Annotated in this window: 14 protein-coding genes; 6 read left to right on the forward strand and 8 right to left on the reverse strand. The window is 64.6% G+C overall.

Features of this window, described 5'->3' with window-relative positions; genetic code table 11:
* Positions 1-7 precede the first annotated feature (7 nt).
* Entirely contained in the window at positions 8-466 is a 459-nt protein-coding gene (locus tag QRN45_RS04665; protein WP_241708100.1) for a flagellar hook assembly protein FlgD, read from the forward strand.
* A 43-nt stretch (positions 467-509) separates the two neighbouring features.
* Complete coding sequence (locus tag QRN45_RS04670; RefSeq protein ID WP_241708101.1) at positions 510-1,682, forward strand: flagellar hook protein FlgE; 1,173 nt, start codon at positions 510-512, stop codon at positions 1,680-1,682.
* 73 nt (positions 1,683-1,755) lie between these two features.
* Here the strand turns inward: QRN45_RS04670 and QRN45_RS04675 are convergent, their stop codons facing one another.
* Complete coding sequence (locus QRN45_RS04675) at positions 1,756-2,979, reverse strand: S53 family peptidase (protein ID WP_241708102.1); 1,224 nt, start codon at positions 2,977-2,979, stop codon at positions 1,756-1,758.
* A 53-nt stretch (positions 2,980-3,032) separates the two neighbouring features.
* Between QRN45_RS04675 and QRN45_RS04680 the strand changes: the two genes are divergently transcribed.
* Together QRN45_RS04680 and QRN45_RS04685 are read left to right on the forward strand one after the other, a co-directional pair.
* The gene (locus tag QRN45_RS04680; RefSeq protein WP_308196778.1) at positions 3,033-3,548 is read left to right on the forward strand and encodes a (R)-mandelonitrile lyase; all 516 of its coding nucleotides are present in this window, start codon (positions 3,033-3,035) and stop codon (positions 3,546-3,548) included.
* Positions 3,549-3,767: 219 nt separating this feature from the next.
* The gene (locus QRN45_RS04685; RefSeq protein WP_241708103.1) at positions 3,768-5,354 is read left to right on the forward strand and encodes an arylsulfotransferase family protein; all 1,587 of its coding nucleotides are present in this window, start codon (positions 3,768-3,770) and stop codon (positions 5,352-5,354) included.
* A 31-nt stretch (positions 5,355-5,385) separates the two neighbouring features.
* Here QRN45_RS04685 and QRN45_RS04690 read toward each other — a convergent pair whose 3' ends face one another.
* The 4 genes from QRN45_RS04690 to QRN45_RS04705 form a co-directional block, all read right to left on the reverse strand.
* Positions 5,386-6,837, reverse strand: coding sequence for a purine-cytosine permease family protein (locus tag QRN45_RS04690; RefSeq protein ID WP_241708104.1), 1,452 nt, complete (start codon positions 6,835-6,837; stop codon positions 5,386-5,388).
* Positions 6,838-6,918: 81 nt separating this feature from the next.
* Entirely contained in the window at positions 6,919-7,719 is an 801-nt protein-coding gene (locus QRN45_RS04695) for a carbon-nitrogen hydrolase family protein (protein WP_241708105.1), read from the reverse strand.
* 54 nt (positions 7,720-7,773) lie between these two features.
* Positions 7,774-9,123, reverse strand: a complete 1,350-nt coding sequence (locus tag QRN45_RS04700) for an APC family permease (protein WP_139359579.1) — start codon at positions 9,121-9,123, stop codon at positions 7,774-7,776.
* Between the two features lie 10 nt (positions 9,124-9,133).
* The gene (locus tag QRN45_RS04705; protein ID WP_241708106.1) at positions 9,134-10,012 is read right to left on the reverse strand and encodes a carbon-nitrogen hydrolase family protein; all 879 of its coding nucleotides are present in this window, start codon (positions 10,010-10,012) and stop codon (positions 9,134-9,136) included.
* 93 nt (positions 10,013-10,105) lie between these two features.
* Between QRN45_RS04705 and QRN45_RS04710 the strand changes: the two genes are divergently transcribed.
* Together QRN45_RS04710 and QRN45_RS04715 are read left to right on the forward strand one after the other, a co-directional pair.
* Positions 10,106-10,867, forward strand: a complete 762-nt coding sequence (locus tag QRN45_RS04710) for a FadR/GntR family transcriptional regulator (RefSeq protein WP_241708107.1) — start codon at positions 10,106-10,108, stop codon at positions 10,865-10,867.
* Between the two features lie 135 nt (positions 10,868-11,002).
* Positions 11,003-12,484: a purine-cytosine permease family protein gene (locus QRN45_RS04715; RefSeq protein ID WP_241708108.1), complete on the forward strand. Its 1,482-nt coding sequence runs from the start codon at positions 11,003-11,005 to the stop codon at positions 12,482-12,484.
* 138 nt (positions 12,485-12,622) lie between these two features.
* On the opposite strand, the gene QRN45_RS04720 is transcribed toward QRN45_RS04715, so the two are convergent.
* Genes QRN45_RS04720 through QRN45_RS04730 form a run of 3 tightly spaced genes read right to left on the reverse strand, consistent with a single transcriptional unit; the run spans position 12,623 to position 15,216 of the window.
* Positions 12,623-13,465 (reverse strand): IclR family transcriptional regulator, encoded by an 843-nt coding sequence (locus tag QRN45_RS04720; protein ID WP_078106331.1) that lies wholly within the window; start codon positions 13,463-13,465, stop codon positions 12,623-12,625.
* A 49-nt stretch (positions 13,466-13,514) separates the two neighbouring features.
* Positions 13,515-14,411, reverse strand: a complete 897-nt coding sequence (locus QRN45_RS04725; RefSeq protein WP_241708109.1) for a hypothetical protein — start codon at positions 14,409-14,411, stop codon at positions 13,515-13,517.
* A 19-nt stretch (positions 14,412-14,430) separates the two neighbouring features.
* Positions 14,431-15,216, reverse strand: a complete 786-nt coding sequence (locus QRN45_RS04730; RefSeq protein WP_241708110.1) for an alpha/beta fold hydrolase — start codon at positions 15,214-15,216, stop codon at positions 14,431-14,433.
* Positions 15,217-15,328: the final 112 nt, after the last annotated feature.

Here is a 15,328-nt window from a genome sequence, read left to right on the forward strand (position 1 = left end):
CCCAATAGTGACCATCCAAGCCATCGCGGCAAGCAGCGGAGTCCAGCCTGGAACCACCGCAGCCGGAACCGCCGCGTCCGCGCCCGCGCAGTCCATGGACTCGAACATGTTCATGTCCCTGCTGGTGACACAACTGAAGAACCAGGATCCGAGCTCACCCATGGATACCAACCAGATGATGAGCCAGACCGTCCAGCTGTCCATGATGGAAAAAATGACGGAACTCACCGCCGACGCCAAGGAGAGCTTTTCGCTCCAGATGCGCAGCGCTGCGGCACAGATCATCGGCCACAACGTCAGCTACGATCTCCCGGACGGGACGAAGGGCTCCGGCGTCGCGAGCTCGGTTTCCTTCGCTGCCGGAACCCCCACCGTGGCGGTCGGGGGAGTGAACGTTCCGCTCGATTCCATCAGCGGGATGACGGCCGCAACGTCGCCCACACCGGCTCCGTCGCCCACCGCCTGACGCTCCATAAGACTCCCCGAACCACCCGAAGAAAGGCAACACCATGCTTCGTTCGCTGTACTCCGGAATTTCCGGCCTCCGTGCCCACCAGGCCATGCTGGACGTCACGGGAAACAACATCGCCAACGTGAACACCGCCGGCTTCAAGGCTTCCTCCACCCAGTTCCAGGACACGCTTTCCCAGATGACGCAGGGCGCTGGGGCCCCGCAGACTGAAACCGGTGGCACCAACCCCGCCCAGATCGGCCTGGGCGTGCGCGTGGCGGGAATCAGCACCAACTTCAGCCAGGGCTCATCGCAGAGCACCGGGCGCGCCACCGACATGATGATCTCCGGCGACGGGTTCTTCATCACCAGCAAGGCCGGCCAGCAGCTCTACACGCGCGCCGGCGCCTTCGACATGGACGCGGCCGGCCGGCTCGTGAGTCCCGACGGCGGCATCCTGCAGGGCTGGTCCGCCGCCAACGGCGTCGTGAACCAGGGGGGTCCCATCGGCCCCATCGCCCTCTCGCCCAACACCACGTCGGCGGCGGTCGCCACCACCAAGGCCTCTCTGGACGGAAACCTGCCGTCCGACGCGGCCGTGGGGACCAGCGTGGAGCGCCAAGTCAAGGTCTACGACGCCGACGGCGCCTCCCGCAGCTTGACGCTTACGTTCAGCCGCTCTGCGGGCGGTTGGGATGTGGCCGGGGCGGACGCCAACGGCGCCGCAGGCAACACGACCCTCACGTTCGCGAACGGTGCGCTGACCTCGGGCGGTGCCATGACCGTCGGCGGCATCACGGTGGACATGTCCACCGTGACCGGCTTTGCCTCCATGAGCACGCTCACGGTCGGCAGCCAGAACGGATCCGAGGCAGGGAATCTGGAGTCCTTCACCCTGGGCGGCGACGGCTCACTCATCGGCTCGTTCAGCAATGGTGCCAAGCAGGTGTTGGCACAGGTGGCCCTTGCCCGCTTCACCAACCCCGGCGGCCTTGAAAAGGCCGGTAGCTCGACTTACGTGGCTACCGCCAACTCGGGCGCGGCCCAGTTGGGTGCCCCGGGCGCCGCGGGACTCGGTACCCTGACTGCCGGGGCCCTGGAAATGTCCAACGTGGACCTCTCCCAGGAATTCACCAACCTGATCGTGGCCCAGCGCGGCTTCCAGGCCAACGCCCGCATCATCACCACCTCGGATGAGGTTCTCCAGGAGTTGACAAACCTTAAGCACTAGTGATGCTGCCCTTTAAAAGCAAGGTGGCCGGCACCCTTGGACGCCGGCCACCCTTCGGGCGATTACCGCATATCTAGAGTCCGGCGACCCCGTTCGGAGTGCCGACGCCTGTGGGCCCGTCCCATCCGGTGCCGGAGAGGCACCACTGGCTCGTGGAGCAAGTGCCCGTCGAACCCGAGGCGACGTCATTGAAGTGCCCCGAGTTTGTGTAGGGGAGGGAGTTGGCCAGTGCCGAGGAGCTGCCGGTGTTCCCGGAAAGCGCATACATGGCCGCGATCAGGGGCGAGGAGAGGCTAGTGCCTCCGTACTGGGCCCATGACGAGGTGGTGCTGCTGCTCGGTGCGTACACTGCCAAGCCGGTCTGCGGATCTGCGACGGCGGAGACGTCCGCTGAGGCGCGCTTGCTGCAGCCGGTGCCGAAGGTGGCAGCCGCCGGCAACGCGGCGTTGACACTTGAGCATCCCGATCCAGAGCCGGACCAGGCAGATTCGCCCCACCCGCGTGAACTGGAGTTCTTGACCAACGAGGTGCCTCCCACCGCGGTGACGTAGCTCGAGGACGCAGGGTAGGACGAGCCGGTGTACCCGTTGTCACCGGTTGACGCTGTCACGGCGATGCCCGGGTGGTTGTAGTACGCACCGTAGCTGGAGTCCGCCGAATCCCCGCCACCGTAGCTGTTGGAGATCGCCGCGACGCCTGGCTGCTTGGCGGCCGTCGATACGGCTGTACCAAGATCGGTGAGGCCGGCTGTTGTCGCCTGTACCACCAGGATTTTGCAGTCCGGGCACGCTGCCGAGATGGCGTCGACGTCGAGGGAGGTCTCGTCAGCCCACCCGGAATTGAACCTGGGGAGCTTGTTCCCGCCGTTTTGGTCCATGATCGTGAGGCAGCCGTTGCTGACCGTGCATGCCGGAAGGCCGAACTGTGAGCGGTAAACGCCGAGATCGCGTTCAAGGTTCGGATAGCCGTAGGCATCCACGACGGCGACCGTTCGGCCGCCGGACTGGAGGCCGGTGATGTTGTAAGCGCTCTGTATATCCGCAGGGGTCTTGCCGGTGGCGGGTGGCGTGCTCGAAGCAGGCTTGGCTTGTCCTCCATGCGCTTGGCCCGCGGTCGTTGAATCATCGACGTACTTGAGCGCAAAACACGAGGCAGAGCCGGCTGGGACATCGGCGCAGGCCTTCTCCGCATGCCAATTGGCGGACGGAGATGGTTGGGCAACTGCCGCCGGCGCTGTTGCTGAGACCGCACCCAGCAACAGCAACAACGCCCCGGAAACGCTAAGAATCTTCTTCACGAATTCTCCCTGAGGATCAAATGAGACCCGAGTTGACAGAATAGTCAACTCGCGTGACAAGCTTCGCACCAAACGTCACTATTGTCACCCATGTCACATCCACCTCCACGGTCCCATGCGCCACGGCGGTGCGGAGGTGCGCCGTTGGGTTACCGGCACTTGCAGTACCCGTTTCAGCAGGCACGGCCAAAGCCCCGACGGAGAGGTTCACGGGAGACGTCTATCTCAACCCCCTCCACAACGGCGAGGCGCCGTCGCGTCTCGTGGCGGCGATGGTCCGCTTCACCCCCGGGGCCCGCACCAACTGGCATTCCCACCCCTTTGGCCAGACCCTGCATTGCACCGACGGCGTCGGTTTCGTCGCTACGCGCGACGGCGGCGTGATCCTCATGCGTGCCGGGGACACGGTCCACACCCCGCCCGGCGAGGAACACTGGCACGGCGGAACACGTGACAACATGATGTGCCACGTGGCCTTGGTGGAGCACGACAACGGAATGAGCGCCACGTGGCTTGAACCCGTCAGCGACCAGGACTACCAAGCCGCGCACGCCCACATCAGCCAATAGTCCGCCTCCACCCGCGTCACGTGAGGCAACTTTTTGGCAATGCGGCTGCGCTGAAACCCCGGAGTCCGGGGCTCGCGGTGGATGAGAGGGAACAAAAACCTGCTCCGTGTGACGCCGTGACAGACCCCGCCACACATCGAGGTCCCGCTCCGCGCTCTTACAGCAAACTTGCAGCTTCTGTCCGGTTCCCGTGCTGTATTCCAGTTCTATCCTGAGGGGATGGAGCAGAACACGGAGTCTGGGAGTGGCGATCGGGCAGATTTGCGGGAAAACCGCGGGTCCCGCTTCAGGGTCAGCCGGCGTGGATTCCTCACCGGGGCGGGGATGGCAGGCGCGGGAATAGTCGCCGGACTAGGCATCGCGAGGACGGGCGTGTTGCCCGGCGGTACGGCCCCGGTCAGCGCGGCGACACCGACGCCGGCAGCGTCACCGACGCCGTCGGCGGGCAGCACGGCTTCCGCTCCGGCGATCCGTAGCTTCGTCTCAACCGCTTTGACCGCTGCCCGCGTTGCCAGCTGGGCCACCGGACCTACCGGCGCGGGCCTGCTGTTCGTGGGACCGATGGGCCATGGCTCGAACGGGCTGATCATGGACAACCATGGGGAACCGATATGGATGGAACCGACCGGCTCCGGCGTGACGGACCTTCGCGTGCAAGCCTTCGAAGGCCAGCCGGTACTGACTTATTGGACGGGAATCGGAACCGGCGGACACGGCGCGGGGAAGGGCGTCGTCAAGGACATCCACTATCGCACCGTGGCCGAGGTCAACACAGGCAACGGGCTGCAAGCGGATCTGCACGAGTTCACCATCACCCCCGCCGGGACGGCATTGATGATCTCCTACCCGACCGTCCAGCATGACCTGACATCAGTGGGCGGTCCAGCGCAGGGCTACATGTTTGATTGCCATGTGCAGGAAGTCGCCATCCGTTCCGGCAAGGTCCTCTTCGATTGGACCGCCTCGGACCATATCGACCTGATTGAGTCCTATTTGCGCCCGTCCGACAACCCCAAGGCCGACGGCTCCGATGCCACGAAAGCGTTCGATCCGTTCCATCTCAATTCCGTGGACGAGAGCGGGGACGCACTCTTGGTTTCGTCCCGCCACACGCACACCGCCTATTTGATCGGCCGTTCCGACGGGAAGATCCGTTGGCGGCTGGGCGGGAAGCGCAGCGACTTCTCGATGACCCCTGAATCGGTCTTCGCTTGGCAACATGATGTTCGGCGCCGGCCCAACGGCATCATCAGCATGTTCGACAACCACTACAACCAGGGCACCACCGGAACGTCGCGCGGGCTGCTCCTCGCCGTCGACGAAAAGGCGCGCACCGCCGTCGTGAAGCAGGAGTTCAGCCGGGGCGGCCACCGGGGCGACGCCGAAGGGAACCTGCAGTTCCTGGATAACGGGCATGTCCTGGTCGGCTGGGGCGCAGATCCGGCCGCCACTGAATTCACTCCCGATGGGAAAGCGGTGTTCGAGGCGACCGGACTGGGTGACGCCTCCTACCGCACCTACCGCTCGCCGTGGACGGGCCGGCCGGACACCGTCCCCGACTTGGCCGCGGTTCCGGGCAACGGGTCCACGATGCAGCTCTACACGAGCTGGAATGGCGCAACCGAGGTCGCCAAGTGGAGGTTCCTGACCGGAGCCGGCTCCGGGCCGCTGTCCGAAGCAGTGACGGTGCCGCGTCGCGGCTTTGAAACCTCGACGGCGGTGGCCGCCGCGCCGAGGGCCGCCGTCGAGGCCTTGGACAAGTCCGGCAACGTTTTGGCGAGGTCGACGGTCATCGCAACCGCCTGAGATCGCAACGGCCTGAGTCTGTCGGACCGCGTTACGGCAGCAGGTGTTCGTGCGCTGCTGCCTCTACCTCCTCCGCTTCTGCCTTGGCCAGGCGGGTCTCTGCGTCGACGTCGATGCGCCGCGTCATCAGCCAGTACAGCCCGGCAGAGACGGGGAGTCCGATGAACAGCGAGATATCGGCGCCGTCGAGGGCGTGGGCTATGAATCCGACGAAGAGCTTGCCGGCAGAGAAGAAGGGGATCATCACCACAAAGCCGACCAGGTAGGAGATGATGCCAGGCCAGCCCCAGCGTCCGTAGATCCCGTCAGGCTTGAAGATCTCCGCGATGGCATAGTGGCCCTTGCGGACAATGAAGTAGTCGGTCAGGTTGACGGCAGTCCACGGGATGAAGAAGTAGAGCACCAACAGCAGGAAGTCGTTGAAGTTGGCGAGGAAGTCGGCCGAAGCAAGGTTCGCCAGGACCACGGAAATCAGGGCGGTGATGGAGATCGTGATGATCCGGATCCTCAGCGTCGGCCGGATCTGGCGCACGCTGTCGATGGACGAAATCAGGGTCAGCGAACCGCCGTACATGTTCAAAGCCGTCACGGACAGCAGGCCCAGGGCGGCGACGAACAAGGCGATTCCACCGAAGCCGCCGAAGAGCTGGTCGGCGGTGGATTTGATCGAGCCGATGGTTTCGAAGTTCTCCCCAGCCGCAGCACCGATGTACGCGCCCAGGAACATCACCCAGATACCGCCGAGTGCGCTGCCCCAGAACGTCCACCGGAAGGTGCCCCGTCCGCTGGCCGGCGGAAGGTAGCGGGAGTAGTCCGAGACGTAGATGGCCCAGGAGATCTGGTAGCCGGCCGCGACACCCAGCTGGCCAAGGAACGGCACCAAGTGGAAGTCAGCCAGGTTGTATGCGCCGGCAGGCATGACCAGTTTGACGGCTGCAATGGTGAGCAGCGCCAGCATGACAATGGTCAAGTACGTGAGGTATCGCTCAAAGGCATGGATGAGGTCGTAGCCGAACAATGCGATGACGACGGCGAGAATGGTGACCACCCAGAACCAGAGGTTTTGGGATCCGAAGTTCACTGATTCCGAGATGGCTTGGCCGGCCAGGATGGTGTTGAAGATGTTGAAGCCAGCGTACTGAAGATAGGCAAAGAGCCACACCAGCAGGGCGCCGATATACCCGAATTGAGGCCGGGACTGGATCATCTGCGGCAAGCCGAGCTGCGGGCCCTGCGAAGAGTGCGCCGCCATGAACAGCGTGCCCACAAGCACGCCGATGGCGATCGCGAGCAGGGACCAGATCAGGTTGCCGCCGGTGGTAATGCTGATCAATCCCACCGCCAAGGTGGCGATCTGGGCGTTGCTGACGAACCACAGCGGTCCGATGTGGGAGACCTTGCCGTGCCGCTCGTCCAAGGGAACATAGTCGATCGAGCGGACCTCCAGCCCTCGGCCTGATCCTTTGTCCGTTGTAGTGCTCATCGCGTTTCTCCTTCGGAGCATCGTGCATCTTGACTTTGGTTTAGCACAGAGTGGGGCGGCCTAGAAGAGGTCGCGGGATTACTAGGGGATCCGGTGGTGCCGCCACGTAGGGAACTGGTCCCGCGCTGCTTGGACGGCATCCGGTGAAAGGTCAAGCGTCGCGAAGGCCGGCTCCGTGCCGAGGCCATGCAGGACAGTGCCCAGGGGATCGATGAGCATGCTGTAGCCGATGGACACCGGAGGAGTCTGGGAGACTGCCGCCACGTACACCCCGTTCTCGATGGCCCGGGCTTTGGCCAGGGTTGCCCATTGCTCGGTCTTGGCCGTGCCGGGAACCCAAGAGGAACAGACGAGGAGCACCTCGGCGCCGGCGTCGGCGAGGACGCGCGCCAACTCGGGGAAGCGGAGGTCGTAGCAGGTCATCAATCCGAAGGTCATGCCGCCGCAGGAAAAAGTGACGGGCACCGGCTCAGGTGCCGGTTTGATGTAGTCCGACTCGCGGAAGCCTTGGCAGTCGAACAGATGGATCTTCCGGTAGCTGGCAAGGCGGGAACCGTCCGGACCGATCGCCACCAGGGTGTTGAACGCCCGGTCCGGCTCACCGGACGCTTCGGGCTCACCGGACGCTTCCAGGAGGCCGGCGACGACGGCGATCCCGTCACGTGCCGCCGTCGCGCAGAGTCGTGCGGCCACCGGGCCGTCAAGGGGTTCGGCCATGTCCACGAAGCTCCGGTCCACCCGGCTTTTCTCGTACGTCGAGTACTCCGGGAACACCACGAGTTCAGAGCCCTCGTCGGCTGCCCGTGCGCAGTAATCCGCGATGAGGTCGAGGTTACGGCTGACGTCCGTGCCGGAATCGATCTGGGCTAGGGTGATGCGCACGTACTCCTCATTTCTCCCTATGTGCTGTGACCCGGGAAACACTGTGGCCAGTCTTCACACAAGGGCGGGTTCTTTTTCCTCCATCACCATCTCCGGCGGCGCCTTCCGGAACCCCTTGGTGATGATGCCCAGCACCACGACGCCGACGCAGAGCCAGATCAGGCCCAGCGTGATGGCATTCGAATCGAGCTGGGAGAGCAGGAACCCGTCGATGATGGCTCCCACCGCCGGCATGACCACGTAGAACAATACGCTGAGCCGGTGCCCCGAGCGACGTTGGCGCAGGTAGTAGGCAATGACCGAGACGTTGACGAGGGTGAAGGCGGTGAAGGCGCCGAAGTTGATGAACGAGGTCGAGGTGGCGACATCCAGGAACATGGCGATGAGTCCCACGGCGCCGGTGATGACGAGGTTGAATACCGGCGTGTGGAAGGACTTGTTCAGCGCTCCGAAGATCTTCTTCGGCAGGACGGAGTCCCGGCCCATGGCGTAGAGCAGTCGTGAGGCGCTGGCCTGTGCCGCGAGTCCGGAGGCAAACTGGGACACCACGAGGCCCGCCAGGAAAACGGCGCCGAAGAACTGCCCGCCGATCTTCAGGGCAATGTCAGACGCCGCCGACGCCGAATCGTCGAACACCCCGCCGGGATGGATCAGCTGGGTCGTGTAGGACACGACCACGAAGATCGCGCCGCCGATGAGTGCCACGAGCATGATCGCCTTCGGCACGGTCTTCTTTGGCTCGATGGTCTCCTCGGTGAGGGTGGACACGGCGTCGAAGCCGAGGAACGAGTACGCGGCGATGGCGGCGCCGGCCGTGATCTTGTCGAAGCTCGACGTGTCGTTGAAGAACGGAGCGGTGCTGACCAGGGCGCTCGCGCCGGAGGTCGAGACCAAGGTTCCAACCGACAAGGCCACGAAAAGGACTATCACCAGAAGCTGAAATGCCATCAGGAGGTAGTTGGCCTTGTCAGCCACCTTGACGCCAACCACGTTGAGCAGCGTGGTGATTGCGATGAACGCGACAATCCAGACCCCGATGGGAATATCCGGGAACTGCGCCGTGAGGTAGGAGCCCCCGATGAGCCAGATGACCATCGGCAGGAACAGGTAGTCCAGCAGGACGGCCCAACCGGCCAGGAAGCCGATCCGGGAATCGATGGAGCGCCTGATATAGGTGTACGCGGAGCCGGCCACCGGATAGGCAACCGCCATGCGGCCGTAGCTCTGCGCGGTGAAGAGCATGGCGACCATGGCCACCAGATACGCCGACGGGGATGCTCCGCCGGTGGTTTCGGCGATCACCCCGAAGATCGCCAGCACGATGAGCGGGGTCAGGTAAGCGAGGCCGAACAGGACCAGCGAGGGCAGTTTCAGGGCGCGCGTGAGGCTCGGTTGTGTTGTCACCGGTGGTTCCTTAGGAGTCGGAGGACCGCGGGGTCCACGTGGTCGGGTCGATGCGGCCTTGGTAGACGGGCAGGTCAATGGGCGGCTCGCCGGGGCGGAATTGGGACCAGGGACGGTTGAGGTTTTCGGTCCCGTGCGTGCGGACATGCTCGACGGCGGAGAGGTCCAGTTCCGCGGCGAGAAGGGTGGGGGCGTCGTCGTCGGCCTCGGCTATCGTGTTTCCCTCGGGGTCGACGATCAGGCTGAGGCCCTTGCCGGTGGGGCCCGCGCAATTGACGCTGACCATGAAGACCTGGTTCACAATCGCGTTTGCCTTGGCGAGGACGAGTTCCTGCTTGCGGTCCGGCGTCGTGGTTTTGACGACGTTGAGGATGACTTCGGCGCCCATCCACGCCAGCTGGCGGGTCACCTCGGGGAACCAGGCGTCGTAGCAAATGTTCAGGCCCACCCGGCCGATCCCTTCCAGGTCGACGGTCGTGAACCGGTCGCCGGGGTCGTAGGGTTCGAAGGGGCGCCAAGGGAAGATCTTGCGGTAGTACCCGGCAAGGCCGCCTTCCGGGGAAAGGACCAACTGGGTGTTGAACAATTGCCCCTCGGGTCCGCGCTCGCAGACGCTGCCCGGAACCAGCCAGATCCCCAGGTCCGCGGCGAGCTGCCGTAGCTCGCTGACGCGGGGACCGTCAAGCGGCTCGGCCGCGTCCTGCAGCATTTCCGTGCGCTGCAGGTCCGGGTTGGAATCCCCGAAAAGGTGCAGTTCCGGGAAGACCACGAGCTTGCTTTCCGGTTGGATCGCGACGGCGGCCGCGACCTCGTCCGCGAAGGCCTGGATCGGCTCGCCGATCAGTCGGGGTGCCGCTTGGGCGGCGATGAGGGGAAGGATGCGTTGCACTGGTTTCTCCACGTTGTCGTTGTGACTCGCCTCATATTAGATCATAATGATCAAATAAAAGGAAGGTGGATTTTGCCACGTAAAGTAGCGGATATGACCCGTCAGCTCGAGGACGCCACCGGCGACTCTCCCATCGATGCTGCCCCTTTGCTCGGTATCGACCGCCGGAGCGCCATCGACGCCGTACGGTTGCGGATCGGAATGGCCATCTCCTTGGGGCTGCTTCAGCCGGGGGAGAGGCTGCCCGACCAGCAAGACGTCGCGCTGGGCCTGTCGGTCAGTCCGATCACCGCGCGGAGGGCCCTGGCCAGTCTGGCTGACCAGGGCGTCGTTGTCCGCCGTCGAGGGCGCGGCGGCGGAACCTTTGTCGCTGATGAGCCGCCGCAGAAGGTGCTTGAGCAGCTCGCTGCTTCGCCCGCGGAATCCCTTGCCGTGAACCGGTTGGTGGACCGCCGGCTGCTGTTCGAATGCGCGGTCACCCACTTCGCCGCAGTCAATGCCACGGTGGCCCAACTTGACGAGCTGGAACGGCTTACCCAGGAAATGGCCGGGTCAAGCAATTGGTCCGAATACCACCAGGCCGACGAGCGGTTTCACAGGCTGGTCGCGGCGTCGTCGGGCCTTGGAGCGGCGGTCGACGTCTACAACGAGGCGTTGGCGGAACTCTATGCCTACTTCATCCCGTACCCGATCGAGTTCCTCCACGAATCCAACCGTGACCACATAGCGCTCGTGAACGCCCTGCGGGATGGCGACGATCGCGCGGCCGTGGAGGTATCGCGGCGGCACGTGGACGTGTTGCACAAGACGATGTTCATGGGCCTAGCCGGCGGCGATGGCCGCAAAATGGGGTAAACGACGGCTCTTGCCTTATCGTCCGGGATTTCGGACTAATCCTGGACGCCTTTCCGTGATCGGTATCACTTGGCATGCTCTGATTGATTCTCAGTTGGGGACATCGGACTTCGGTTGTCAAAGTGAGGATTAGGCATGCAGGCCACAGGAAAAACGGGATCAGGCGGGCCACGCGTTGAGCGTCGTTCCATCGACTTTGTCCCGGAAAATGAACGCCATGGTTCGCCGGGCCAGCAGTTCACGCTCTGGTTCGGGGCGAACATGCAGATCACGGCCATTGTCGACGGCGCCTTGGCCGTACTGTTCGGCGCCGATGCGCTGTGGGCGATCATCGGCCTCCTGGTCGGAAACCTCTTGGGTGGCGCGGTCATGGCGCTCCATGCGGCCCAGGGGCCGAAGCTCGGCTTGCCGCAGATGATTTCCAGCCGTGCGCAGTTCGGGATCTTCGGGGCGGTGATTCCCTTGGTGCTCGTGGTCGTGATGTACCTCGGCTTCGCGGCGACCGGAACGGTCCTCTCAGGACAAGCAATCAGCCTCATCCTCCACACGGACACCCCGGCGGTGGGCATGGTCGTCTTCGGGGTGCTGACCATCGTCGTGGCGACCCTGGGCTACAAGTACATCCACATGTTGGGCCGCATTGCGACCGTCGTGGGTGTCCTCGGCTTCACCTACCTGGGCATCAGGTTGTTGACCAGCCAGGACGTCGGCGCACTCCTGGGTGCCGGCGGTTTCGAGTTCCCCACCTTCCTGCTCGCCATCTCGCTTGGCGCCGGATGGCAGCTGACCTACGGCCCGTACGTGGCCGACTACTCCCGGTACCTGCCGTCCAAAACCCCGGCACGCAAGACCTTCATGTCGGCGTACCTCGGCACGGTGATTGGGTCCCAGTGGTCGATGACCCTGGGAGCGCTCTTCGCTGCCCTCGCATTGCCCAAGGGGGCACGGTTCCTGGACGGCCAGGTCGCTTTCCTCGGGAACCTGAGTGGCGGCGGACTGATCGCGGTGGTCATCTACCTGGTGATCGTGACCGGAAAACTTACCGTCAACACGCTGAACGCTTACGGCGGCTACATGACCATGCTCACCTCGGTCACGGCGTTCACCCGCAAGTCCGCAGTAGCTTCATGGACCCGGTTTGCCTACGTGATCGGCTTTATCGGGCTCTCGGTGCTCATCGCCGTCCTTGCTTCCCCGGATTTCATCGCCAACTTCAAGAACTTCGTCCTGCTCCTGCTGATGGTCTTCATCCCGTGGAGCTCCATTAACCTGGTGGACTACTACCTGGTTTCCAAGGAGAAGGTGGACATTCCGGCCCTGTATGACCTGAACGGGCGCTACGGGCGCTGGAACAAGACCGCGCTGCTCAGCTACGCGATCGGTATCGTCGTCCAGATCCCGTTCCTGGCGCAGACCCTCTACACCGGACCGATGACGGACCTTCTGGGCGGGGCGGACATCTCCTGGCTCGTAGGCCTCGTGGTCACGGCAATCGTGTTCTATCCGCTGGCCAAGAGGAACTCCAACGCTCCGGCCGAGATGGTCTACCCGACGGAACCCGCCTCGGAGGCAGAAGCTCCGCTAGCCGGTTCCGTGCCGAACGCCGCGTCAGTTTAGTCTCTGCCCCCTCCGACGCTCGCTCACTTTTGGGGTGTTTTCGGCGGACGCTCGCTCACCTGAGGTGAGCGGGCGTCCTTTCTTTTGGCCGTAGAGGTGAGCGGGCGTCCCGACGCCAAGGAGGGAACGACGTCGGGATCAGGCTTGGGTGCCTAGCCTGCGGGAGATCTCCCTGGCGCACCGGGTCACTTCCGGAATCCACTCCCTGGCGACGTCTTCGATGCGGACCGCCCGTTCCTCTGGCGTCTCGGCGTCCTTTGCCCTGTGCCTTGTGCTCCCGCCGGGGAATGCCCGGTTCGACACCGTCAATGTCACGCTGGCCACGGGATAGCGTTGCCGGTCGAGGACGGCGACGGCCACTGAGGAAAATCCCGCTGTGACCTCGTCCTGCTCCCAGGCGTATCCGAGCGACCGTGCCCGCGCCAAGAGATCCTGCAGCGCTGGCAAGGATTGCGGGCCGTTGCTGTGGCGCTCCGCGAAGGCCTCCGGTCCTGGGAAAAGCGCGGCCACCTGCGCGGGGTCCATTTGGGCCATCATCGCCCGGCCGCTCGCCGTGAGATGGGCGGGAAGGCGCACTCCTGTGTCGGTGACCAAGGGGCTTTGCCGCGGGGCCCGCTCCTCGATCACGTAGACGACGTCCCGCCCGTGCATCACGGCAAGGTGTGCAGTCCGGCGGGTCCGGGCGACGAGCCGGGACAGGGGGAACCGGGCGATCCGCTGAATGGGAGCCTGCCGCGAATACCCGGTCCCCAACTCATGGGCGGTCACCCCCAAGGCATACTTCCGCTCCTCGGGAAGGTGGACCAGGAAGCCGTCGTCGATCAATGAGGCAATGAGCTGATACGTGGTGGACCGAGGCAGGCCAACATCGCGCGCAATGATTGATGCGCTGACCGGGCCGGCCTGGCCGGCGACGTATCTAAGAACCGCCAGCACCTGGGCCGCGGCCGGCGCCTTGGGCCGCACGGAGTGACTGTACATCGTCCCAGAATACGCCTCGGATTGTCTGGTATACCGGACGTTCGACCCGCTAAGAGAACCCCGCCAGCCGGGCCCGCGCCGTCTCCGCGGCCCGACGCTCCCGCTCGGCTAGCCGGGCTGCCAGCTTGCGGTTCCGCTCGGCCAGGGTGATCGCCCACTCCGTCTCGGCAAGCTCCTGTTGCAATGCGGCCAGCTTGTCCTTGGCGGCTTTGACGTCGACGGCGAGTTGTTCGCTCCGGCGCACGGCCTCCGACTTTTCGCGCTCGGCCTGGGCGAGTTCCAGGTCGGCCTTGTCCGCGCTGCGCTGTGCTTCCGCGAGTGCGGTTTGCGCCTTCTCGCGTTCGCGCTCCGAGTCGGCGCGAGCCCGCTGTGAGTCTGCCCTCCCGCTTTGCCGCCCGCCGTCGTCGGGCTCTTCTTTGCCCGGGCCCACCACGGGAAGCGTGCCCGCAATCGCCACCGCGCCCGAGAGATCCACGGGTTCCAATCCATTCGTGGCGAGCGAACGCACAAGCTGCCCGCTGCGGAGCGCCGCGGCAGCGCCGGGATCGGTCATGGCGGCCCTCAAGGTTGCCTCGATCTCCATGGCGGCAGCGCCACTGACCTTGACGCCGAGGCCTTCCGCCACTGTCCGGGCCTGCTCGACGGCGGCACCCAGGACGCGGGGGCGCTGTTGGCCGAGAGTGCGGAGACGGTCGTGATCCTGCTGCTCCTGTGCCTCCCCGAGCGATGCCCCCAGCTCCAACACCCCCGCGAATTCCTTGGTGCCGTGCCGGACGAGCATGTTCACCGCCCACGCCGCGGTCGAGGGCTTGGGCAAGTGGGCGATGTGTTTCGCCAGTTCGGCGTCCCCCGCGGACTTGGCTTCCTTGGCCCGCGCCGTGCGGGCTGCCGTGAAGGCCGAGGGAACCAGCGTGTAGAGCTCGACGGCGACCGCGGCCAGTTCCATGGTGGAAGCGGTTGCAGTATTACTCGGCGAGGAACTCGGCCAAGGCGTCGGCCATGACGCTAGGTTCCCAGCCGTGGTTGGCGCCTGGAATGGTGGCCTTTCGGGCACTCGGGATGTTGGCCACGATGGAGTCGGCCGCTTTCGGCATGATCGGAATGGTTTGCTCGCCGACGATCGCGAGGGTTGGCTGGGTGATGCCGGACCACAATTCGGCGCGAGGCGCGGACTGGGACCACGCGAGGGATTCGGCGTCGGCCAAAAGGCTTGGGCCCAATTCGATCATGATGGGCCATCCTGGACTGTTCTTGGCGCCGGCCAGCCACTCCGGCGGCATGTCCTTCATGTAGTACTCGATGGTGCCGGCCTTGTCGCCGGAGGCGACCCGTTCCTGGAGCCCGGCGAAGAATTCAGCCCCGCCGGTGCCGAGTTCTTCGCTCAGCGGAGTCTCCCAGAGCGCGAGCTTCGTGACGGGCAGGCCTGCTGCCGCGGCGGCCAGGGAAATAGAGCCGCCGGAAGAACTCCCGAAGAGCGCGGCCTGGCCGCCCGCAATGTCGATGAGCGTGGCGAGATCGTCGATGTTGTCCTTCAGGGTGAATGACGGAGCCTCGGCGCTTTCCCCTCGGCCGCGCCGATCGTAGTTCAGCACCGTGAATCCCTTGGCGGCCAGGAGTTTGGCCATTTCCACCGTGTTGGCGTCGAAGCCCCTGAATTGCATCGCGCCGCCGACCAGAATCACGGCAGGCCCCTCGCCGTGTTGGTCGTAGCCGATGCGGGTACCGTCTTTCGAGATCGCAAATTCGGACATTCCAGACCCTTCGATGTGGCGGACAGTCGGTTCCTAAACTCTGCGGCCCAGCCACGTGCGGGTCAAGGGGAAAGGCGGTGACAAGGAGTTCTTAAGAGCTTCTTAAGTGCTG

The sequence above is a fragment of the Arthrobacter sp. efr-133-R2A-63 genome, assembly GCF_030209795.1.
GTDB classification, from domain to species: domain Bacteria; phylum Actinomycetota; class Actinomycetes; order Actinomycetales; family Micrococcaceae; genus Arthrobacter; species Arthrobacter bambusae_A.

What these genes read in the sequence shown, in the direction of transcription:
- QRN45_RS04670 (WP_241708101.1), top strand. Translation starts at nt 510, where the DNA reads ATGCTTCGTTCGCTGTACTCCGGAATTTCCGGCCTCCGTGCCCACCAG.
- QRN45_RS04685 (WP_241708103.1), top strand. Translation starts at nt 3,768, where the DNA reads ATGGAGCAGAACACGGAGTCTGGGAGTGGCGATCGGGCAGATTTGCGG.
- QRN45_RS04690 (WP_241708104.1), bottom strand. Translation starts at nt 6,837, where the DNA reads ATGAGCACTACAACGGACAAAGGATCAGGCCGAGGGCTGGAGGTCCGC.
- QRN45_RS04710 (WP_241708107.1), top strand. Translation starts at nt 10,106, where the DNA reads ATGACCCGTCAGCTCGAGGACGCCACCGGCGACTCTCCCATCGATGCT.
- QRN45_RS04715 (WP_241708108.1), top strand. Translation starts at nt 11,003, where the DNA reads ATGCAGGCCACAGGAAAAACGGGATCAGGCGGGCCACGCGTTGAGCGT.
- QRN45_RS04720 (WP_078106331.1), bottom strand. Translation starts at nt 13,465, where the DNA reads ATGTACAGTCACTCCGTGCGGCCCAAGGCGCCGGCCGCGGCCCAGGTG.
- QRN45_RS04725 (WP_241708109.1), bottom strand. Translation starts at nt 14,411, where the DNA reads ATGGAACTGGCCGCGGTCGCCGTCGAGCTCTACACGCTGGTTCCCTCG.
- QRN45_RS04730 (WP_241708110.1), bottom strand. Translation starts at nt 15,216, where the DNA reads ATGTCCGAATTTGCGATCTCGAAAGACGGTACCCGCATCGGCTACGAC.